The organism is Bacteroidota bacterium, assembly GCA_037133915.1.
Taxonomy (GTDB): domain Bacteria; phylum Bacteroidota; class Bacteroidia; order Bacteroidales; family CAIWKO01; genus JBAXND01.
In genome coordinates this window covers 119082-141164 of record JBAXND010000004.1, presented here as the reverse complement: position 1 = coordinate 141164, position 22083 = coordinate 119082, and the positions used below count along the sequence as shown (strand labels likewise).

The window sequence follows — 22083 nt, the reverse complement described above, 5'->3', positions numbered from 1 at the left end:
GCGACCCTCTGATTAACAGTCAGATGCTCTAACCAACTGAGCTAAGGAGGAATTTTGTGGCTGCAAAAATAATAAATATTTTCATTCAATAAACAAAATATTCACTTTTCATCATCCCTTTATACCAGAATTGAGGTAAAGTAGCTGATTTTACTTATTTTTGCCCTTCAAAAATATAATTGAAATGAAAATTCTTGGAATAGGAAATGCTCTGGTAGATATCATGACGCTGCTCGAAAGCGATGATTTTTTAAAACAATTTAACCTGCAAAAAGGAAGCATGCAGCTCGTCGATCAGGATTTTTCGGGCGATGTTCTTGCAGGCGCCACCGATATTAAAAAGGAACTTTCGTCGGGTGGCTCCGCTGCAAATACGATTCACGGACTGGCCCATCTGGGAATGAATACAGGTTACATCGGAAAAATCGGATCCGATGATTTTGGTGAGTTCTTCAGGAAAGATATGGAACGTGTCGGAATTAAACCATTACTGCTTGAAGGTATTGCCGACACCGGTCGGGCTATTGCACTGGTTACTCCCGACAGCGAACGTACATTCGCAACATTTCTGGGCGCCGCAATTGAATTAAACGCATCTGATCTCATTCCCGAACATTTTATCGGATACGACTGCATGCATGTGGAAGGTTATCTGGTGCAAAACCGTGAGCTTATCACTACTGCCATGAAAATGGCCAAAGAACATGGTTTGCTGGTTAGTATTGATTTGGCAAGTTATAATGTGGTTGAACAAAATGTTGAATTTCTAACGTCACTGATTACACAATATGTTGATATTGTGTTTGCAAATGAGGAAGAGGCAAAAGCGTTTACCGGATTAGAACCCTTGAAAGCGCTTGATTCCATCGCTGAAATGTGCGATATTGCCGTTGTCAAACTTGGAAAAGACGGCTCCGCCATTAAAAGAGGAGAGGAAGAGCACCGTGTTACAGCAATTCGGGCAGAAAGTATTGACACCACAGGCGCAGGAGATTTATATGCCTCAGGTTTTCTCTACGGTCTCATGAAAGGTCTGCCGCTTATGAAATGTGGTGATATCGGTTCTGTCCTTTCGGGTAAAGTAATTGAAGTGGTTGGGGCAAAAATGACTGCAAGCCAGTGGGACGAAGCACTTTCTATCGTTGAGATGATTGAAAAGGTGTAATTTTTCCTCCTGACATTGCCCTTGTTTTATACGACTTTCGCCCGTGAGGCTTGTTTAAATGCGATTTTCTTTTGTTTGTAATCTGAATTTTATAACTTTGCGACCCTTTTTAGAGTGTAATTATCTAATTATTAATTCTTAAAATACCAAGACCTGACGATGAAGGTATATCAGACGAGTGAAATCAGAAATATTGCCCTGGTTGGTGGAGCTAAGGCGGGCAAAACTACTATTGCCGAATGCATGCTTCTTGAGGGTGGCGTAATCAGCCGTAGAGGCTCGATTGAAGATAAAAATACTGTTTCCGACTATAGGGAAATTGAACTGGAGCGTCAAAACTCCGTTTACTCAACGGTACTTTACGCAGAGTACGGCGGAAAAAAAATTAATATTATTGATACTCCCGGTTTCGACGATTTTATCGGTGAAGTATATTCTTCGCTTAAAGTTGCAGATACCGTTTTCATGGTATTAAATTCCCAGAACGGGGTGGAAGTCGGTGCTGAAATTAACTGGCGTCACACAACGCGCGAAAACAAACCCCTGGTCTTTATCGTGAACCAGCTCGAGCATGAAAAATCTAATTTCGACGAGACATTCCGCCAGATGCGTGCACAATTTGGTGCTAAAGTTATCCTTACTCAATATCCGGTAAATCCCGGAACCGGTTTCGATTCCGTGATTGATCTGCTGAGCATGAAAATGCTCAAGTTCCCCAAAGATGGTGGCAAACCTCAGGTTTCCGACATTCCGGAAAACGAAAAAGCCAAAGCCGATGAATTATTGGGTCAACTGGTAGAAGCTGCAGCCGAAAGTGATGAATCACTGATGGAAGTGTTCTTCGATAAAGGCGCTCTTACAGAGGAAGAACTTGCCAAAGGTATTAAGTTAGGTGTGATGAACCGCAATATATTCCCGGTATTCTGCACCAGCTCGAAATTCAATATGGGCATTGGCCGCGTTCTTGATTTTATTGTTACTTCCGTTCCTGCACCGAACGAAATGCCGGCACCCAAAACTGCTGATGGTAACGACATCGTTTGCAAAGTGGAAAATCCGGCATGCGCTTTCATCTTCAAAACATCCATCGAATCGCATCTCGGCGAAATTTCTTTCTTTAAAATGCTTGCCGGTGAGATTTCTGAAGGCACCGATATGGTGAACTCCAAGAACGGATCGAAAGAACGTATCTCGCAAATATTTATCGTGGCAGGTAAAAACCGCGAAAAAGTAAATAAAGTTGTGGCAGGCGATATCGCTGCAACCATCAAACTTAAAAGTACTGCAACCAATCAAACACTCAACCTGCCCAAAAATGCAGACCTCGTTGCAGCTCCCATCATTTTCCCAAATCCCAAATTCCGCACTGCTGTGAAGGCCGTTAATTCAAGCGACGACGAAAAACTTGGCAGCTTGCTGAATGATATGTATAAAATTGACCCCACGCTGAAACCTCAGTATTCAAAAGAACTCAGGCAGCTCATTCTGTCTGGCCAGGGCGAACAGCATCTGAACATTGCAAAATGGCAGATTGAAAAACTGAATAAAATTGAAATAGAATTTCTCCCGCCACGCATTCCGTATCGCGAAACCATTACCAAAACCGCGAAAGCAACCTACCGTCACAAAAAACAATCGGGCGGTGCCGGACAATTTGGTGAAGTTCATATCCTTATTCATCCGTTTGTTGAAGGTGGACCCGATCAAACCGAATTCCCGATTCGCGGCAGAGACAGCCAGGATTTGGAATGGGGCGGAAAACTTGTTTTCAATAACTGTATTGTAGGTGGTGCCGTTGACGCACGTTTTATGCCGGCAATCCTCAAAGGAATCATGGAAAAAATGGAAGAAGGACCTCTTACCGGTTCATATGCCCGCGACATCGTAGTGAATGTTTATGACGGTAAAATGCACCCGGTTGACTCCAACGAAATTTCTTTCAAACTCGCCGGTCGCCATGCTTTTAAAGAAGCCTTCAAAAATGCAGGACCGAAAATTCTTGAGCCTGTGTATGATGTGGAAGTTATAGTTCCCGAAGATAAAATGGGTGATGTGATGACCGACCTTCAGGGCCGCAGAGCCGTTATCATGGGCATGGAGAGCGAAGGACATTATCAGAAAATAGTTGCTAAAGTTCCTTTGGCCGAACTTAACAGATATTCAACCGCACTGAGCTCTATAACGAGCGGTCGTGCCACTTACGGGATGAAGTTTGCAGAATACGCTCCGGTACCGGGCGATTTGCAGCTTACCTTGCTCAAAACTTACGAAGAACAGGAAAAAGACGAAGAATAGTTTTTCTGAAACATCAAAAAAAAAGCCCGACTTTCAAAGCCGGGCTTTTTTTTATTTCCCAAAAACCTCATTTAAAATATTCGCCAACTGCACCCCGCCCGTCATAAGTTGGGTTTCAATGATGATGGCGCCCTTGTTAATATATGCTTCTGTAACCGGGCTGGTGTAAGCATAAACATCAACCAGCGAACTTCGCGTGGCGGTCATCCAATCAATCACACTGCCTTCGCCCATTTTGGCAATACTCGCAGGCGGCGTATTTGCCAATAATTCTTGTACCTTGACAAGATTAATATTTTTGTATTCAATAATATCCGTATCCCAGATACGGTGCAGGTTTTCCTTCTTCTCATTAAAAATAACCTCTACATTGTTTCCGCCCCTGTCTATACCATAGCCCACATGCAACGGCTGATGCAGGTCACCAATTAAATGGAACACTACTTTCAGATTAAAACTGATTTGTTCGGAGGTCAGTGTAGATTTGTGTCTCAGGTTACGTATGGCAATGATGAGTTGCTGTGCCACGTTATTGCCTCCACCAAAAGTACTGTCATACGACATCCCTTTTTCAATGTTGACGTAATGCCAGGGCTTCATGTAATCGTATTTTGAATTGCCCTTGATTTCATCCATCCAGGTCGAGGCCGACTCCCATGTCATATCTCCAATGTACTTTTGTACAGAATCTTTAACAGCGTCGCTGACTCTGGCTTTCGCTATTTCAGCAACAATGTTGTGTCCCAACCATCCGTATCCGAATGTTAAGCGCGCACAAAGCAAGAAAAACACAAAAAATAACACAGTCTTTTTAGTCATGATGAGGTTGTTTTTTAGTTGTGAGAATTCACATATTGGTTCGTTAGTTCCGAAAGCAGTTATGTGTTTTACCGCCGAAAGATACAATTTCTTTAAATATGCGACGGGTTATTCGTAAAATCCGTAAGAAAAATTCTTGTTCTCTACCTCAGGCTGAGCTATTGTGTATTATATTTATCTTTGCGCACTGATGAAAAAGATAGACCTGTATATTATCCGCAAATTTTTAGGCACTTTTTTCCTGTCTATGTCGCTGATAATTATTATCGTGGTTATCTTCGACCTCTCTGAAAATATTGATGATCTGATTGAAACACGGGCTCCGCTCAGCGGAATTATTTTTGATTATTACCTGAACTTTATCCCGTATTTTGTTAATCTGTTTAGTCCGCTGTTTACCTTCATTGCCGTTGTCTTTTTCACATCTCAGATGGCGACTCGCACAGAGATTGTGGCCATTTTGGGCGGCGGTATCAGCTTCCGCCGAATGCTTGTTCCATATCTGATTGGCGCACTCTTTCTTACCGTGATGTCTTTTTACCTTGCGAATTTTCTCATTCCGCTTACCAATAAAAACATGCTCGCGTTTAAAAATACATATATCCGCAATAAATATCACAATACGAATACAAATATCCACATGCAGATTAGCCCCGGCACATTCATTTATGTTCAACGATACTCCGTTGAAACAAATACCGGATATAACTTCACCATGGAGAAATTTAACAGCGGGTCAATGTTCTATAAAATGAATGCTGCGAGGATAATCTACGACAGTTCTACTTCACGATGGACAATCAATGATTACAGCATCAGGCTCGTAAATGGTATGCAGGAAAGGCTCGTATTTGGACGCAAAATGGATACTGCACTTAATCTCACTCCCGGTGATTTCTACCGGAAGGATGATAACATGGACGTAATGAATTTTTCACAACTCCGTACATTTATTGACGAAGAAAAGATGAAAGGTTCAGATAATATTCGGCTTTACGAAGTCGAAAAACACCGGCGCATTGCATTCCCGTTTGCTTCAATAGTTCTTACAATTATTGGTGTTTCCGTTTCCAGTCGTAAGGTGAGAGGCGGAATAGGACTTCATATTGCTTTTGGCATGGCCATCACCTTCTCATTCGTGTTATTTCTGCGTGTCACAGAAACGTTTGCCACTTACGGAAACCTGCCTCCGTTTCTGGCAGTGTGGCTGCCCAACGTTGTTTATGGATTGCTCGGTCTGTATCTTTTACGAATTGCCCCCAAATAATTTTTCAGGAGTTTCCGTATTCAGAAATATCTATAATGGTGCTTGCCAACTGGTGCATCCGGGAAAACCTATTTCCGGTCCCGGTTTTTCTTTAAATATTCCATATACTGCCGAACCACTTCCGCTCATGGAAGCATAAAGTGCACCCTGGCGGTAAAGGTCTTCCTTTATGGATGCCAATATGGGATGTGCTGCAAAAACAGGTGATTCAAAGTCATTCACAATGTTGTTGCGCCACTCGGGTATAGGCTTTGTTATTGCCGATGCAAGGGATGCGAATGTTTTTCCGAGTACAACTTTTGAATAGGCGAGGGCTGTGCTTACATGGACGGGCGGTTTGATGATTACAATATGCAAGCCCCGCAGCGATATTGTTATAGGGCTCAGAATATCGCCCCTGCCGGTCGCCAGGGCAGGGATGTTGTCTATGAAGAAAGGACAGTCGCTTCCGAGCTGTAATGCGATGTTTTTTAGTTCTGCTGTCCCTATACCCAAACCAAAGAGTTCGTCCAGCATAAGCAGCGTAAACGCTCCGTCTGATGAACCTCCACCCAGACCGGCTCCTGACGGAATGTTCTTAAGCAGGTGAATGTGTACCGGTGGAATGTGAACGCTTTTTTCCAGTAATCTGAACGCTTTGAAACAAAGGTTATCTTCAGTTTCGCCATCAAGTTCAATTCCACTCAAAAACAGGCGGGGAATACTGTCTGACGCCGGAATAATTTCCAGCACATCGCACCAGTTTACCGGAATAAAAATACTTTCAATATCGTGGTAGCCGTCGCTCCGTTTCGACACAATGTTTAACCCAATATTTATTTTGCAGTTCGGAAATCGTATCATGGCTGGTTTTATGCTGCAAATTTATTGGAATTAATGATATGGAACGGACCGGTTGTTTTATTATCACAATACGGAAGGTCATAATTTATAAATTTGCACTATGATTATTATAGACAACACCGTTATTTCTGATGACCTCCTTGAGGTTCTTTTCTGCTGCGATTTGCCGCAATGCAATGGATCATGCTGTATTGAAGGTGACGCCGGGGCTCCGCTTACAACGGATGAAATTAAAATAATTGGTGACAGCCTTGAATTGATTAAGCCGTATATGGAATCTGATGGGGTGGAGGTAGTGGATACGGATGGTGTTTATACTACCGACACAGAGGGAAAGAAGGTGACTCCGCTCATTAAAGGCGGCGAATGTGCGTTTGTTCTCTGGGAAAATGGGATTGCCGGATGTGCCATTGAAAAGGCTCATTTAGCCGGAATGATTGAGTTTCAGAAGCCTATATCGTGCCATCTTTACCCTGTAAGACTGTTGGAATATGATGACTTTACTGCTGTGAATGTGCATCGTTGGCATATTTGCGCTGATGCCTTCCAAAAAGGAAAAGCGGAAGGAATTCCACTGCACCGCTTTCTAAAAACGGCCTTGATACGACGGTTTGGAATTGAGTGGTTTAATGATCTTGAAAAAGAATATTATTCAAAAAATGCGCTTAGATAGCTGCCGCAATTTCTGCTGCAATCACAGAGAATTCATCTGCAGTGAATTTTAACTTGGGCTTTTTAAAATCAATATCCGACATTGAATTCATTGGTACAAGGTGAATGTGCGCATGAGGTACTTCCAGTCCAATAACTGCAATTCCAATTCGCTTACAGGGAACAACCTTTTCGATACCACGGGCAACTGTTTTTGCGAAAGCGCAAAGTCCCAGATAATCGGCATCGTCCATATCAAAAATATAATCCGTTTCTTTTTTAGGCACAACCAGTGTATGCCCTGCCGCCAAAGGATTGATATCGAGAAACGCAAAGTAATGATCATTCTCTGCTACTTTATGGCAGGGAATTTCTCCGGAAATAATTCGACTGAAAATTGTTGCCATAATCCGGTTAGGTTAGTCGTGAAATATTGATAATTTCAAACGGAATAATTCCGGCAGGAACTTTAATCTCTACCTTATCACCTACTTTTTTTCCAAGCAAACCTGCTGCAATAGGCGAACCTACTGATAGTTTTCCTTCTTTCAGATTGGCCTCATTTTCAGGGACAAGTGTATATTTCATGGTTGCACCGTTTTTTAGATTTTTAATTTCTACAGTGCAAAGTATCAGAACTTTATTGAGGTCAAGTTTAGATTCATCAATTACTTTCGCATTATTCAGTATTGATTTCATCTTGGCTATTTTTAATTCAAGCATTCCCTGCGCATTTTTGGCAGCGTCATATTCAGCATTTTCCGAAAGATCGCCCTTATCGCGTGCTTCGGCAATCATTTTGGATATTTTCTGGCGCTCAACCGACATCAGGATGTCAAGTTCTTTTTTCAGGGATTCAAGTCCTTCTTTGGTGAAATTTCTTGCTTCTGCCATGGTGATGATTTTTTGGTGTAGCCTGATAATAATAAAAAGAATCCCGAATGCACGGGACTCTTTTACAAAATAAAGAAAATAAAATAATGTTTACAGGTTTATACGTGCTCCAATGCTGTGAATACCATTAAATGGGTTCGTGGCCCTGTATGAATAATCAACTGCAAAAGATGAACCTTTCGCTTTATTAAACGGCACCTGAACGGTCAATCCACCACTTGGGCCGGTAAGCCATGTTGTGCGGTCGGGAGCTGAGCCTGTGATGCCGGTTTCGTATGTATAAGCGCCTCTAAGCATGAGGTATTGCATTAAACGGTACTCGAGACCAAGCATAAACTGGTCTTTCGAGAAAGAGTTTGAAGTAAAATTAGCCGCCACAGTAAGGTGATGTGCATCGGAAATACGGATGTCATAGGCGCCGCCAATGTTAAGTGATGTCGGCACTTCAAATTCTGCTGAACGGTTCTCAATGGTCATCTGACCTGATTGCCCGCCCGGCATATTTGTTCTGAATGAAAGACCGTCACCGCTGAATTTCATACGAGGACCAACATTTTTAAGGGCGATACCGAACATGATGTTCTCATTTTCACCTGTAATATACTGGATTCCTGCATCAAAGCAAAAACCCTGAACACTCAGATTGGCGATTTTTTCTGAAACTACTTTTATATTGAGTCCGCCATAGATTGAGTTTGAAAACATTTTTGAATACGACAGGTTGATGTTCGTGAGGTTTGGTGTGAATTTTCCAAGTCCACCTTCAGGAAGATCAACCGTTGTTACGTCAATGTCTCCGAAAGACATAGACATTACGCCCAAACCAATTACACTTGTTTCGCCCACTCGCTGGGTTATACCAAAGGTATTGATGCCGACACCCGAGCCCTGAAGCCAGATGGTATGGCTGAAAATAAGTTCGGTTTTCTGTGTAAATGCACAACCGGCAATATTGGTATACATTGCTTCAAGTCCGCGTGTACATGCTGTGCCTACGCCACCCCAACCCGAACTGCGAGCCCAGGGATTGATAAGCAGTTCCTGTGCGCCGGCCTCACCAACGCGGTCGTCGTTGCCTGCAAAAAGTGAACTCATGGGCATGGCAGTAGTGCAAAGTAATGTTGCAATGGCCACGTATTTTTTAAATTTATTCATGCTGGTACGATATTATTATGGTACTACAATTTATTTATTCGCTGATTAGAATGAGTTAAGGTCAATGGGTCGTAATGAACCAAACCATTTGACAACTTTTTCACCTACACCGTCAACTTTAACATGGATAAGATACAATCCTCCTGCAATGGGTATGCCTGCAGCATTTTTCAAATCCCAGTCAAGCGAAGTTTTCGGATCGTCTTTCTTGAACTGACGGATGAGTGTTCCACCTACAGTGTAAATAGTAACGGTACATTTATCCGGGAGATTGGTAACTTTTATCCTGTTGTCTAATTGGTTAATCTCATAATTAGAGTATGCAAAATACGGGTTGGGAACAACATTAATCAAGTCGAGAGCACCTTCAGCAGCACCTATGTTTCCGGTTTGTGTAGCCATATTTTCGGTACTGAATCCATACATCGGATAGTTGTTGTTTTCCGGTGTTGTAGGGCCGGTGATAGATGTTGCGTAGTATTGTGCGTAAGGTCTGGTAACTCGTATCCTAATTTTTACATCACTTGGAATGTTGGCGGGATCATTAAATGCGTAGTTTGGATTTACCAGACCGCTTCCTACCCACATAAGGTTTCTGTACACTTCACGTTTTTTGGTAAAGTCACCTAAAAGATTTGTTTTTGCCCACACGCCTTTATCATATGCGGGGCAATCTTTCGGACCGTCACCGGTGTGACCAAAAATATAGATCCAGTGTTTGCCACCCATAACCAGTTGCCCGAGCGGAGTGAAGATATTTCCGGTTGGGTTCCAAAGCATATCGCGACCGTTCTCGTTGGCAAGCCATGAGTCTTCGCCAAACATCATGTTCAGGCGTTCGCCGGTTTCAATATTAATTGCATAACCGGGGAACCAGCCCATACCAACTTCACCGTCAGTTTGTCCGGCTCTGAGGTCAAATTTCTTAACATGACCTTCAGACAACGCTGAGTTAACATCTTCGCATTCCTCAACTACAGGGCAACGTGTCCATTTCGACTGGTCTTTAGTAATAATCACGTCAATACTTGCCAATACATTCAAACGGTCAAGTGCTACCGGGAAAGCGATGGGATTGTCATAAGCAGGGCCGTTTTCATACTTGGAGCTTAAACGGTAGGGTGCCCAGGTGCCTCCTATTACATTCTCATAATCTTCATTAGGATCAATAAATACCGCGTCGGCAGGATTGCCCACCATCTTATAATAATCGCTGTTTTTATCGTCGGTTTTATCAAGCACGGTACCTGAGTGAATCCAGTTAAGAGCCGCATAACTATCATTATCAGGAATACCCCAAAGCCATTGTTTGGAACTATCGGCATAGGCAATGGTAGATTCCAGGAAGCCGTTGTTCTCACCTGTAAGATCGCCCGGGAATTTGGTCTGAGAAATGGTTACAGCTAATCCAATATCGAGCAGTAATTGCTCATTGGCTACTTTAATAGATGTTTCAGAATTGTAAGAAGCTCCGGTAGTTGTATTTGTAAGCACCCATTTACTGGAGTCAACATTGCCGCTGGGTGGCGGAAGGAATTTAATGGTATAGGCTGCCTTATCTATGTTTAGCGGGTCAATCACTTTTATGTTCAGCGGTCCAGCATTATAGTCATACTCTATAGTGCCGCCGGTATAAGGTGAACCTGACATAATCTGGTCAACAGATTCCTGAGTTAGGTCAACGATGAGACCTCCATTGCCTTGTCCTTCAATACGGCTGATTTTCGGCATTGCGCCATATTCTGCATTTATAATAGTACCACCTGCCTCGGGTGAAGAAATGTGAGGAATAGCCGTGAGTACTTTGATACCACCTGTGGCTGCTTTACGTCCGGCCTTATATGGCTGTTTCTGCCCGTCAAGGCTCATAATATCATTCGGATCGTACTTTTTGAATTCGTTGTATGCGTATGCAATAGCAATATAATAATACTGCTTGTGGTTAACAAGACGCTTGTCGCCTGTAGCAAACTGATCTTCGAATATTCTGAATGAATGTACGATACCTTTATTTGCACCATCTACTTCCACCTTGGGAACACTTGCACCCACTACGTCATTGTAATAGAAATTCACCAGTTTGGAAACATTATTTTTTACGTCACATTGTGCAACGAGGCGCGAAAGGTCGGCATCTTCAATATCTGCAATAGATACTGAGGCGTCTTTTACCTGATAAATCTTGTAGCCTTCAAAACGATATAATGAATCGCCTCTTTGAGAAGCAGGGATGGTGTCGGCAAAAACGATGTTGGGATCTATCTCTGCATAATCTTCAGGAGTAACAGTGAAGTTATTTGAGATTGTTTTCCTGTTGGTAAGATAAAGTATAATTTCACGATCCAGTTCCTGAACTGCCATATCGGGAGCGTCGGGGCCATCAAGAATTTTAAAACAGTTATCGAACAGGGTCTGGCATTTATCATCCACTTGCTGCAGCAATCTTACGGATGCCCACGGACCACCTGCCGAAGCACGTGCCCAGGGAATACCTACCGTAATATAATTCACGGCACCGGCTTCCAGTGTAAACGGACCGGCTGACTGCATAAACCTTCTGTCGAAAGGAGTATTACCGGCAGTACGCTCATTCCATGTAGGCTGGGCAATTCCGGTACAACCGGTTCCCAAGCCCCAGGGGTCAGAATCGTCGGGGAACATGAACAGACACTCAGGACCCGTACCGCCATTTTGAAAATGTGCGTTTCCGCCGTATCTCATTTTGGTCCCGTCTTTCCAGATACCTCTGAGCATATTGTAATATTCGGGAGCAATCTGAGGGTCGGTTACAGGCCAAAATGGTGCATCTTCACGGTTATGATATACAAAACGTACCATACCCAAACGCTCATTATCAACAATACCGTCACCAAAATTCACACCATTGATTCCTAAGCCGCAAATCAATTTATTATTATTGTCATAGCGGGGGTTATCAATACTGTCGGGATCCATGTAAGGACCCTGAAAAAAGTCAACGCCCACGGCGGGAGGCTGTGCGCCATAATCTCCTGGTTTTCCGGTACCGTCAACGTCTGTTCCATTATAGCAATAACCTAATCCGCGCTTAACATCGCAACCGACAAAGTCATCGGATGCATAGCCTAAATCGGTGTCAACCCATTGGCTGAAATAGGTTTGAGTAAGCCGATAAGTTGAACGGTTAATAATTTCATATGAATAGAAGGTCATGTTATTGATTTCGTCGTTTGTGGCAAAACCAAAAGCCTGTGCTCTGATTTCAAGGCCTATAGCAGCGCCTTTCGTCTCAGAATGGATATTGCCCTTGTCATTAAATACCCACCAAATGGTCTGGTCACCTTTTAATACCTGATCAACCAGTCGTCCATTGCCTTCAGGGGTCACTTCAGGTATGGTTCCGGCAGGTAATGTTTTCGGACAAAGGCTGTTATCAAAGTCATAATAAGGATAATCGCCGCCCTGATAATTGTAATAACCATTACCGTCAACATCCACGTAAGGAGCAAGAAAATGGCTCTGGAAAGTTCCCGGATCGCCGTTTCCCGGATAATTTTTAATGCTGTTGGGGACTTCATACCCTGAAAGGGTGCCACCCGTTTCGTTATACGCAGCAATAAATGATTCGACATCGGATCTGTTTATTACAAAATGCCTGTCGTATTTATCGCAGGTTTCGGCAGTAATCGAAGCCGTACCGTCATTGTTCAATGGGCCTGTGAAATAATCATTTCCATTGCTTCTGTATCGCTGTGCAGCAAGCTTGAGTTGCCCGTTTACGTCCAGACCGCCAACCCATAAGGCTGCTGAAAACATCGATGTTTTACTCGTGTTTTTTGGAATGAAATATTGGGCTGTACCCTGTAAATCCCACCACATATCACCACCGGTATTGATACGTGCCCTAACGTTGTTGATGGATATTTCGGTGAAAGAAGCAGCAGGCAGACAGCCTTCGGCTTTCACTTCCGCTTCATTTTTTTGCTGAGGACCCGATTTCTTTGTCGGAAAATTACGGGCAAAACCGGGATCGCATAAGCTGAATAGAATTGCAGCGAATAAGAACAGGCGAATATTTTTCATTTCAGTGACTTGATTAGTATATTTATAAATACGAAACTGAGTTATGTTAGAACGATATGGATACTCCTAAACGAAACCTGCGTGGCAAACTGTAATTGCTCGGATTATTTACCTTGATACTGTATTGGTCTTTAAATGCCTGTACGTCGGTTTGTGCATTAATATCATTCTGGAACCTTGCTGCTGCCAGATAGCCATCATCGTTGGCATTTCCGGTTGCTCTGTATACACTGATAATATTTTTGCTGTTCAGGATATTCAGCACTTCAAGGTACACATTCATATATAGCGCTCTAGTTTTCTTGGAATCCTTCTTGCCAAGCATAATTTCAATGTCACGGTCAATACGGCCGTCGAGTCTGAATGAGAATGGCAGGCGGGAACCATTGAGCATACCGTCTAACTGATAACCGGTGCTGCTGAACAAGCTGGGTATAACTTCACTTGAACGGCTGTAGGGAGTTCCCGAACCGCCACCGAGTGTAAAGTTGACACCGGTATTCTCAAGCAGAAGAATAGTTTTTACTTTATCCGTGCCCTTGATTCTTTTCGTGATTTTGGGACCGTTATACTCTTTGCCTGAGCTATAGCGGTAATCAAATACGAGCGTGAATGCATGACGACGGTCATAGTTAAGCGGGGTAATTGTTCTGAGGTTTGGCTGACCTGTGGTGATAAAGCTCAGGCTTGAATTAGCATCTGATCCGGTACCATCGGCAAACTGAAGGGTATAGGTTGCGCGCAACCAAACATTCGAAGTTCTGCGAAGGTCGTAAGACAAAGTGAGACCTTTTACAGTTCCGAAGTCAATGTTATTATAGGAAATATAGTTTACAGGATAAGCGCCTGAGAATCGGTAATTCTGAACCAGATTGCGCAGTTCACGATAATAACCGGAAATTTTTATGGATGATGCATTCCCTATTTTCTGTTGGAAGCCCAATTCATAGTCAATGGTCTTTTCAGATTTCAAATCAGGGTTGTTGATAACGTTGTTCCCGTTAGTTTTAATAAAGAAGTAATCGGTCGGGTTCATAACATTTCCGTCTGTAGGCCTTTTTGAAAGCACGTCATAGTGAGCAAAGAACAGTGCTTCATCGGAAATCGGGAAGGAGAACGAAATACGTGGCAATACATTGATTTGCGGTTCGTAATCCTTGAATGCCGATGAATTAACATCACTCTGATTCGGGTCTACCAGATAAGGGGCAATACCGTTGCCTCTTTCCAAAGTTGCAGGGTCAGAAATTTCAGCACCTTGGGCATTGTACCAGGTGCTTCCGTTACGGTAACCGGTTACCGTAGTGTGATTTTCAATGTTATCAACATAAACAACATAGTTTGAGCCCATATTGCTGGGATGCTTGTACTCCGTCACCTCGCCAACTGTTTTGGCTTCATACATTAAATAAGGGTCTTTCAATACTTTTTGATTGGCATCATAACGGTCAACACGTAAACCAATACTAAAAATAAGGTCATTGAAAGCGAATTTATCTTGAATATAACCGGCCATATAAATGGGTTCATTCGCGGCGATGGGACGGGTATATTTCCCGTTTTCATTTTTTGCTGTAAAGAAGTCATCAAAGCTCGGCTTGCTGCTCAACTTTTTGCCCGTGTAGTCATAGCCCTGATATCCTACATAATTTTTACCGTTATTCAATAACTCGTCGGCGCTGAACATATCAATTGAGAACATGCTGGGGTCATAACTGTTTACATCAATCCAGTCGGTACCGTCAACAGCAAGGTCAAGTTTTTTCCTCAGGTTATAATCAAAAAACGACTGCTCATCTGCAGAGTATATTCTATCATAATTAATGGTATCCTGATAGACGCCGTATGCATCATATACAGGGTGGGGATTTGATTTATCAAGCTGTTCAATATGTTTGTTGGTAAGCTGACGCATCAGCGTCCATAAACCAACAGGAGCGTATGAATAATAACTGTCTGTTCTCTGCTCATATAAAATCCCGAACTGTATCGCATGATTGCCAATATCGGCAGAACCATTTGCATTGAATCCGACCTGGGTAAAGGATGAGTGGGAATATCCATTGTATGGTGTTCCAACATCAGCCCACAGTCCATAAACTTCATTGGGGGTGTCGCCGTTCAGAAGTCCTCCACCAAGCTGAACTTCATCTGAATTTCTGTAATGGTTAGTAGGCTGATTGGCAAAAAGTTTATAGTAATTCTCGGTGTAATTGGAAAGAATAGGGTTTATTTCCGAACGCTCGAATTCATAAAGGGTGTCTCTGAAACTATTATGAAGATATCCGGTCATTCCGGTTACATCATCTGTTCCCCAACCATAGGAGCGTACTTTATGTGTTGTAAATTTACCTACATAACCGTATTTGAACAACTCATCTTTAAATTCGGCATCTTGTGTAACATAGGTGCTTTTTGAATAATCAGCCTGCAATGAGTAGTATACGTTTTTAATAAGCGATTTGCTTTCGGAAGCTACCGGAAACCGTTGGGTAAAGCGACCATATACGCGCCACGATGTATTGTTGCTTGCTGAGAATTTATTCCAGTTAAGCAGCGAGTTATAATAGCTGTAGTTATTACCCCAGTCTTTATTATAGGTACCACCAAAGGTAAGGTTGGTAGTTAATGAGGTACGAACGTCAATTTTACCGCTTACAGAAAGTGCGTTGCCGGCAGCATTCACTTTGGCATCAATCTTTTCCATATCGTTTTTCTTCAGAAACGAAGAACTCTGATAGGTTCCGCCTGAGCTAAGTCCGGTGGGGCGAAGCGGGGTTTTTTCAATTTCGGCAATAACATCATCTTTAGCTTTCCAGTTACCAATCTGGCTGGGACGCTGGTCTTTTTCGTAGGTATAGTCGGCCGCAATAAAATAGCCTAACAGTGCAGTACCCGAAGCAGATTCTTTGCCCTTGATAAGGGGTCCCTGCATATTAAAGCTGAGAAGGTTGTAACCAAATTTATCAAGAAATTGCGAGGTGGCTCCTTCGAAACCGAGTCCGAATTCGCGGCTTGCACCTTTGGTTGAGATAGAAAGAACACCACCGGTAGCATCGCCGTATTGTGCGGGTGTACCGCCGGTAATAACGGTAACTTGCTCGATGGCAGCTTTAGGTACACTTGATGATCCATAAACTTTAACACCGTCGATATAAGTAACAGTGCCGCTGGTTCTTGCACCCCTGATGCTGCCCATTTCGCCGTCAGACGAGAATACGCCACCAACGGTAGCTGCAACACTTTCGGCCGAACGTCCCGGCATTTTTGATATTTCCTCGGAGGTCATGGTGCCCCCGGTGGAAGTCTGATCCTTGTCAATCAGCGGAACTTTATAATCAACAACCTCAAAGGTTTCGATATTGATTGCCGTAGACTCCATGATGATATCCTGGAAGGTAATCTGGTTGGCAACAATAACGAGGTTTGTAATCATGATGGGTTTGTATCCGACAAACGTTGCCTTGATGTCATATTTGCCAGGGGGAATAGGCTTGATGGTGAAATTGCCATCAAAATCGGTTGTTGTACCACCCGACTGCTTGCCACCTTGCTCAATGATAATATTGGCAAAAGGAATGGGTTCCTTGGTGACTTTGTCTGTGATTTTTCCCTTCAGGGTACCTGACTGTGCAAACGCCATCAGGTTTGCTGTCAGTAAAACTGTCGTTAAAAAGAGTAGCCTTCGAAGCATATCAACACGTTTATTTTTAATTATTTATGGACTATTTACGCGTATATAATAGTGTATTAAAATGGGGGTAAAGGTATAAATAATTGCGAAAATCCAAATAAAAAAATTAGGGACTTCAGTTATTTTTTTTCTTGAAATTATTACTTGTTGCAATGACTTTGCTGCCTCAATCAGTTAACGGTCTGAAAAATCAAGTTATCGGCATGAGATTTCAAGAAAGTGGTCGTATTATAATCGGAATTCGGATGAAAATTTATAAAATATTTTTCCGAATTAAAGATTGCTGATAATATTTACCACCATTTCTCTTTTTCGTCTTGATACGGGCACTTTGGTACCGTCGCTCATTTGAATATAGCCTCCATCGGCTTTAAGAAAACCTTTTATATATTTGATGTTCACAAGGTGCGATTTATGCGGTCGGATAAAAAATTTATCGCCCAGCAGCATTTCATGTTCTTTCAGGGTTTTGGATATCAGCAATGATTTTCCGCTGGTAAAAAAGAAACGCGTATAATAATCATCTGACTCACATCGCAGGATGTCGTTTACTTCTACAACATGAATTTTTTCGGCAGTAGATAAAACGATTTTTTTTGGCTCAGACGAGTGCTTGAGGTTTTCCAGCAATACCTCAATATTATGGCTTATCTGTCCGCTGTTTTTTTTTTGATCTGCTTTTCCGATGGCGGCAACCAGATCGTCCGGAACAACGGGTTTGAGCAGGTAGTCGAGAGCGCTGTATTTAATGGCTTTTATCGCGTATTGGTCATAGGCTGTAGTAAAAATAACCTCAAATGTAATTTCACCAACATCTTCCAATAGTTTAAACCCTGAACCGTCGGGCATCTGAATATCAAGAAAAACGACATCAGGGGTGTGTTTGTGAATTTCGGCAATGCCGCTTTTATACCCATCGGCCTGAGCCACCACTTCAATGTTTTTACAATATCTGTTAAGAAGGCCGGCGAGTGTATCGCGTGAGGCCTTTTCATCATCAATTATTATAACTCTAAGCATGCTGTTTCTTTTAAAGGTTTGCCAAATATCCGAAAAAATTTACAACGAAAATTCTTTATTTTAGGGTTCGATGTATAACATCATAATCACGATACGCGTTCCGCATGCCTTGCCTTGCTCGTTTTTGAGGTCGGTAATCTGTATACTCACCTGATCTTTGTTCTGTTTATTCAGTATCTCCAGTCTTTTTTGGGTGATAAGCATACCGCGCGATTTGTGTCTCAGGTCTGATTCGGCACGTATCTCGGCTGCTTTTTCACGCCCTATGCCGTCGTCTTCTATAATGGCTCTGATAAACTCATTTACTACGCTTAGTTTAATGCTCACATTACCTTCCGATGCCTTGTGCAGCAAGCCGTGTATGATGGCATTTTCTACAAAGGGCTGAATAATCATTGGCGGTATTTCCATAAAGTCTGAGTCTATCTGAGGATCAAGCTCAATGGAATAATTAAATTTATTATCAAACCGCAGACGTTCTATATCCAGGTAATAGGTCAATGCTTTAATCTCGTCTGATACCGGAACCATTTGCTGCTGCGAGTTTGATAAAATCAGGCGCATGAGCTGCGAAAATTTCGCGAGGTAATTTATTGCCTTATCGGTATCATTGCTTATTACAAAACTTTGGATTGAATTCAGCGAATTGAAAATAAAGTGGGGATTCATTTGAAGCCTCAATGCTGTTTGTTCCAAACTGAACATTTGTTTTTCAATTTCGAGAATTTTTTTATCGCCTTCGTGTTTGATTCGGATACGCCGCAACCTCATATAAACGATGTACCACAAAATAAATATCGTAAACAGTGATGACAGAAGTCTGAAATACCACGTTCCCCACCATGGCGGAGAAATGATGATGGTTACTGATATCCCTTTTTTGTTCCACAAACCGTCGCTGTTCGTGCCCTTAACTCTAAAATGATAGGTGCCGGGCGGAACTCGGGTATAGCCTGCAAAGCGCTTGTATGCATCACCGTAATTCCAGTACTGGTCAAAATTTTCAAGAGTATATGAATATCTGATTTTCGTAGGATTTGAGTAATCAAGCGCTGAAAACTCGAAGGAAAAGAAATTGTCATCGTACGAAAGAAAAATGGTGTCGCCGTCTGAAATTTCGCGCGACTGAACCTGGTCAAATATTTTAAATGATGAAATGACGATTGGCGGGATGTAGTCATTCTTTCTGATGGCAGATGGAATGAAACTATTGAACCCGTTCATGCCGCCAAAAAATATTTCATCGCTCACAGTATCGTGGTATGCCGCGCCCAGATTGAATTCATAGCTCTGCACTCCGTCTTTCACATCATAGTTTACGAAGGTTTCTGTTTCGGGATTAAAACGGGAAATGCCGTAATTTGTGCTCATCCACAGATAACCCTGCTTGTCTTTGAAAATATTATAAACTATATTATTGGCGAGTCCGTTTTCTTCAAGATAATAGCGGAACATACCGGTTTTAGTGTCGAAGCGGTTTAGTCCACCGCCCATTGTTGCTATCCAGAAAATGCCTGAGCGGTCTTCGTAAATACTAAAAACAGTGCTTGTGCTTAATGAATATTTATTACCGGGTATATGTTTATAGTGGCTGAATTTTTTGGTTTTGAAGTTGTAATAATTCAGCCCGTTATTAGTGCATATCCACAGGAGTCCCTTGCTGTCGAAAGTCATTGAGGTAACATAATTGTTACTTAGAGATGCCGGGTCTTTACTATTATGAATAAAATGTTCAATACGGAAGCTCTTCAAGTCGATGCGGTTGATGCCCTGATCGGTACCTACCCAAAGAAAACCTTCTTTATCTTCAATAATTGACCATATCTGGTCGGAAGTGAGTGTATGCGGATTGTTCGGGTCGTGGCGGAAATGCATGAACTGTCGCGTCTTTTCATCATAGCGGCTCAATCCTCCGTCAAAAGTGCCAATCCAGTAATAGCCTTTTGTATCACGGTAGATAGCGCGAATCAATTTACTGGTCAATCCACCTGATTTGCCCGGCTGTTGAGTAATAAATGTGAATTTGTTTTTTGTCCGGTTATAAATATTGATGCCATTGTCTGTACCGAGCCAGATGGTGCCGTCGGGGCTTTCAAGTATTGACCAAACAATATTGTTATTGATGCTTTCGGCGTCATCAGAAAAGTGCTGGTAGTGGTTAAACCGGTTCGAATACCGGTCTATTTTATTGACTCCTTTCCATGCCGTGGCAATCCATATAATTCCGGATTTGTCTTCATAAAGGGTGTTGATGTAATCATTGCTTATAGTTCGCAAATCATACGTATTATTGATGTATTGTACAAATCGGTTGAATTTCCGGTCATACATATTTAGCCCGCCGCCAAAGGTGCCAACCCACAACGTTCCGGCTGCGTCTTCCAGAATAGAGGTAATATGATTGTTGCTTATGCTGCCCGGTTTTGAAATGTCATTGCGGAAATGCGAAAGTTTCCGTGTGTTAAAATCATAATGATCAAGGCCGCCGTCAGTACATACCCATAGCACACCCTGACGGTCGATGAGTATATCCTTTACTATATCATTGCTGATGGTATTATCATTTTCAGGATTGTGGTAATAATGTGAGAAAATGAGGTTTTTCGTATTGAAAAGATTGAGTCCTTTATTGGTTCCGAACCAGATGCTGCCCTGCTTATCTTCAAACAGACAAAGGATGGTATTATCGCTGGGACTATTGGCATTATCGGGATTCAGAAAATAATGATAAAAAACGCCGGTTTCGCGGTCCAGACGGTTCAATCCATTATTGGTTCCTACCCAAACATCTCCATTTTTTGATTCAAGTAAGCAAAGAATCGTGTCGCAGCTGATGCTTCCGGGGCTTGCTTGATTGTGCATCAGCCGGCGGAATTTCCGGGTTTTCATATCAAGCAGGTTGATTCCGCCATTGGTGCCTATCCATATGGTGCCCTCCTTATCCTGCATCAGAGTGTTTACCGTTTGGTCGCTCATGTCTGACGGACCTTTGAGGTATCCGGGTTTGAAAATATCGAATTTATAACCGTCGTACTTATTAAGTCCGTCCCAGGTGCCGAACCACATATAACCCTGTGCATCCTGCATAATGCAATTCACAGTGTTCTGTGATAATCCTTTTTCAACTTTAAAATTTTCGGATGAGATGCGGTCGAACAGAATTTTTTTTACTTCTTGAGCATCAACTCTGATTGCAAAAGTCAACGCAATCAATACCACAATAAGCATCCCGGCAGCGCGCGTGTTTATCTGCTGCCTGCGGTGGTTCCAAATACCCGGATGAATCATTGTGTATTAATAAATCGTATCCCTGCGGATGTTATTTTTCGTTTCTGTTGGACTTGACCTTTTTTTGCTTGGGTGTGAACCATCGCACCAGAAAAAACTCTTTCTTTCCGGTACTCTGCCGGTATGATTTCCGCGCAGTCTGCCTCATCATTTTCTGAGTCGATTTTTGCTGCATATCATAATGCCGCTGTATCGCTTCCTCATATGCTCTTTCAGCTTCACGTTCACGCTCTGCTTTTTCCTTCACTAAATCTTTCCTGCGTTTTTCTTCCTGTCTTTTTGACTGGGCAAACTTGCTGCAACTTTCAAATGATAACGGAAGCAGAATGATTAGTGCGAACAGTAATATTTTTTGTATCAGCTTCATCAAAAACCGTATTTTTGAATTGATTTTTCAAAAGAGTGCACTAAAGTACATTATTTTTTTTGTTGTCCCGTTTTTACTCTAACGGGAAAATATATTTTTAAATTGCCCGTTTGCCAAATACGCACTATTATTTACTTTATGAAAAAGTCGTTGTTTCTTTTTTTAGTATTGTTTTTTGTTGGCGCATCGTCCTGTAAAAAAGACCAGTACAAGGATATTCCGAATGTTTATGTGAATCTTTATCTGAATATTAATTCCACCTTGTACATGGAACTGAATAATGTTGGCGGATGGGTAAATATTACCGGTGGTTATCAGGGCATTCTTGTGTACCGCGAATCGACCGACCTGTTTATGGCTTACGAACGCACCTGCCCCTATGATCCTGATGTTTCGGGCGCCATGATTGTTGTGGATACTTCAGGGCTTACCATGTCAGATGGGATTTGCGGTTCGCGCTATCTGATACTCGACGGCTCGGTTGTGAACGGTCCTGCTACACTTCCATTAAAACAATACCGAACAGAATTTGACGGAAACACTTTGCACATTTATAACTAAAC

Annotated in this window: 15 protein-coding genes; 5 read left to right on the top strand and 10 right to left on the bottom strand. The window is 42.4% G+C overall.

Features of this window, described 5'->3' with window-relative positions; genetic code table 11:
* Positions 1-184: 184 nt before the first annotated feature.
* Together WCM76_02800 and WCM76_02795 are read left to right on the top strand one after the other, a co-directional pair.
* Positions 185-1165, top strand: a complete 981-nt coding sequence (locus WCM76_02800) for an adenosine kinase (GenBank protein ID MEI6764541.1) — start codon at positions 185-187, stop codon at positions 1163-1165.
* Positions 1166-1324: 159 nt separating this feature from the next.
* Positions 1325-3460 carry an elongation factor G gene (locus WCM76_02795; GenBank protein ID MEI6764540.1) on the top strand — a complete coding sequence of 712 codons (2136 nt, stop codon included), beginning with the start codon at positions 1325-1327 and terminating at the stop codon, positions 3458-3460.
* Positions 3461-3511: 51 nt separating this feature from the next.
* On the opposite strand, the gene WCM76_02790 is transcribed toward WCM76_02795, so the two are convergent.
* Positions 3512-4279 (bottom strand): S1/P1 nuclease, encoded by a 768-nt coding sequence (locus tag WCM76_02790; protein MEI6764539.1) that lies wholly within the window; start codon positions 4277-4279, stop codon positions 3512-3514.
* Positions 4280-4469: 190 nt separating this feature from the next.
* On the opposite strand from WCM76_02790, the gene WCM76_02785 reads away from it, so the two are divergent.
* Positions 4470-5546 (top strand): LptF/LptG family permease, encoded by a 1077-nt coding sequence (locus WCM76_02785; protein ID MEI6764538.1) that lies wholly within the window; start codon positions 4470-4472, stop codon positions 5544-5546.
* Between the two features lie 30 nt (positions 5547-5576).
* Here the strand turns inward: WCM76_02785 and ispE are convergent, their stop codons facing one another.
* A complete protein-coding gene (gene ispE, locus WCM76_02780) occupies positions 5577-6389 on the bottom strand; it encodes a 4-(cytidine 5'-diphospho)-2-C-methyl-D-erythritol kinase (protein ID MEI6764537.1) in 813 nt (270 codons plus the stop codon).
* A gap of 100 nt (positions 6390-6489) precedes the next feature.
* On the opposite strand from ispE, the gene WCM76_02775 reads away from it, so the two are divergent.
* A complete protein-coding gene (locus WCM76_02775) occupies positions 6490-7062 on the top strand; it encodes a DUF3109 family protein (GenBank protein MEI6764536.1) in 573 nt (190 codons plus the stop codon).
* Here the strand turns inward: WCM76_02775 and WCM76_02770 are convergent.
* The 8 genes from WCM76_02770 to WCM76_02735 form a co-directional block, all read right to left on the bottom strand.
* The gene (locus tag WCM76_02770; GenBank protein ID MEI6764535.1) at positions 7055-7447 is read right to left on the bottom strand and encodes an HIT family protein; all 393 of its coding nucleotides are present in this window, start codon (positions 7445-7447) and stop codon (positions 7055-7057) included. The two genes, WCM76_02775 and WCM76_02770, sit on opposite strands and share 8 nt — an antisense overlap.
* 7 nt (positions 7448-7454) lie before the next feature.
* Positions 7455-7934 (bottom strand): transcription elongation factor GreA, encoded by a 480-nt coding sequence (gene greA, locus WCM76_02765; protein ID MEI6764534.1) that lies wholly within the window; start codon positions 7932-7934, stop codon positions 7455-7457.
* A gap of 90 nt (positions 7935-8024) precedes the next feature.
* On the bottom strand, positions 8025-9089 hold the full coding sequence (locus WCM76_02760) for a PorV/PorQ family protein (protein MEI6764533.1): 1065 nt from the start codon (positions 9087-9089) through the stop codon (positions 8025-8027).
* A gap of 45 nt (positions 9090-9134) precedes the next feature.
* A complete protein-coding gene (locus WCM76_02755) occupies positions 9135-13151 on the bottom strand; it encodes a T9SS C-terminal target domain-containing protein (protein ID MEI6764532.1) in 4017 nt (1338 codons plus the stop codon).
* A 46-nt stretch (positions 13152-13197) separates the two neighbouring features.
* Positions 13198-16845: a carboxypeptidase regulatory-like domain-containing protein gene (locus WCM76_02750; GenBank protein MEI6764531.1), complete on the bottom strand. Its 3648-nt coding sequence runs from the start codon at positions 16843-16845 to the stop codon at positions 13198-13200.
* A gap of 273 nt (positions 16846-17118) precedes the next feature.
* On the bottom strand, positions 17119-17865 hold the full coding sequence (locus tag WCM76_02745) for a LytTR family DNA-binding domain-containing protein (GenBank protein MEI6764530.1): 747 nt from the start codon (positions 17863-17865) through the stop codon (positions 17119-17121).
* 60 nt (positions 17866-17925) lie between these two features.
* Complete coding sequence (locus WCM76_02740) at positions 17926-21153, bottom strand: two-component regulator propeller domain-containing protein (GenBank protein ID MEI6764529.1); 3228 nt, start codon at positions 21151-21153, stop codon at positions 17926-17928.
* Positions 21154-21184: 31 nt separating this feature from the next.
* Positions 21185-21520 carry a hypothetical protein gene (locus tag WCM76_02735; GenBank protein ID MEI6764528.1) on the bottom strand — a complete coding sequence of 112 codons (336 nt, stop codon included), beginning with the start codon at positions 21518-21520 and terminating at the stop codon, positions 21185-21187.
* 138 nt (positions 21521-21658) lie between these two features.
* Between WCM76_02735 and WCM76_02730 the strand changes: the two genes are divergently transcribed.
* Complete coding sequence (locus tag WCM76_02730; protein ID MEI6764527.1) at positions 21659-22081, top strand: hypothetical protein; 423 nt, start codon at positions 21659-21661, stop codon at positions 22079-22081.
* Positions 22082-22083: the final 2 nt, after the last annotated feature.

Excerpts from the sequence above, each read along its gene's own strand:
- WCM76_02750 (MEI6764531.1), bottom strand. The coding sequence starts at position 16,845 with ATGCTTCGAAGGCTACTCTTTTTAACGACAGTTTTACTGACAGCAAAC.
- ispE (MEI6764537.1), bottom strand. The coding sequence starts at position 6,389 with ATGATACGATTTCCGAACTGCAAAATAAATATTGGGTTAAACATTGTG.
- WCM76_02735 (MEI6764528.1), bottom strand. The coding sequence starts at position 21,520 with ATGAAGCTGATACAAAAAATATTACTGTTCGCACTAATCATTCTGCTT.
- WCM76_02795 (MEI6764540.1), top strand. The coding sequence starts at position 1,325 with ATGAAGGTATATCAGACGAGTGAAATCAGAAATATTGCCCTGGTTGGT.
- WCM76_02730 (MEI6764527.1), top strand. The coding sequence starts at position 21,659 with ATGAAAAAGTCGTTGTTTCTTTTTTTAGTATTGTTTTTTGTTGGCGCA.
- WCM76_02770 (MEI6764535.1), bottom strand. The coding sequence starts at position 7,447 with ATGGCAACAATTTTCAGTCGAATTATTTCCGGAGAAATTCCCTGCCAT.
- WCM76_02740 (MEI6764529.1), bottom strand. The coding sequence starts at position 21,153 with ATGATTCATCCGGGTATTTGGAACCACCGCAGGCAGCAGATAAACACG.
- WCM76_02760 (MEI6764533.1), bottom strand. The coding sequence starts at position 9,089 with ATGAATAAATTTAAAAAATACGTGGCCATTGCAACATTACTTTGCACT.
- WCM76_02785 (MEI6764538.1), top strand. The coding sequence starts at position 4,470 with ATGAAAAAGATAGACCTGTATATTATCCGCAAATTTTTAGGCACTTTT.
- WCM76_02800 (MEI6764541.1), top strand. The coding sequence starts at position 185 with ATGAAAATTCTTGGAATAGGAAATGCTCTGGTAGATATCATGACGCTG.
- greA (MEI6764534.1), bottom strand. The coding sequence starts at position 7,934 with ATGGCAGAAGCAAGAAATTTCACCAAAGAAGGACTTGAATCCCTGAAA.
- WCM76_02775 (MEI6764536.1), top strand. The coding sequence starts at position 6,490 with ATGATTATTATAGACAACACCGTTATTTCTGATGACCTCCTTGAGGTT.
- WCM76_02755 (MEI6764532.1), bottom strand. The coding sequence starts at position 13,151 with ATGAAAAATATTCGCCTGTTCTTATTCGCTGCAATTCTATTCAGCTTA.
- WCM76_02790 (MEI6764539.1), bottom strand. The coding sequence starts at position 4,279 with ATGACTAAAAAGACTGTGTTATTTTTTGTGTTTTTCTTGCTTTGTGCG.
- WCM76_02745 (MEI6764530.1), bottom strand. The coding sequence starts at position 17,865 with ATGCTTAGAGTTATAATAATTGATGATGAAAAGGCCTCACGCGATACA.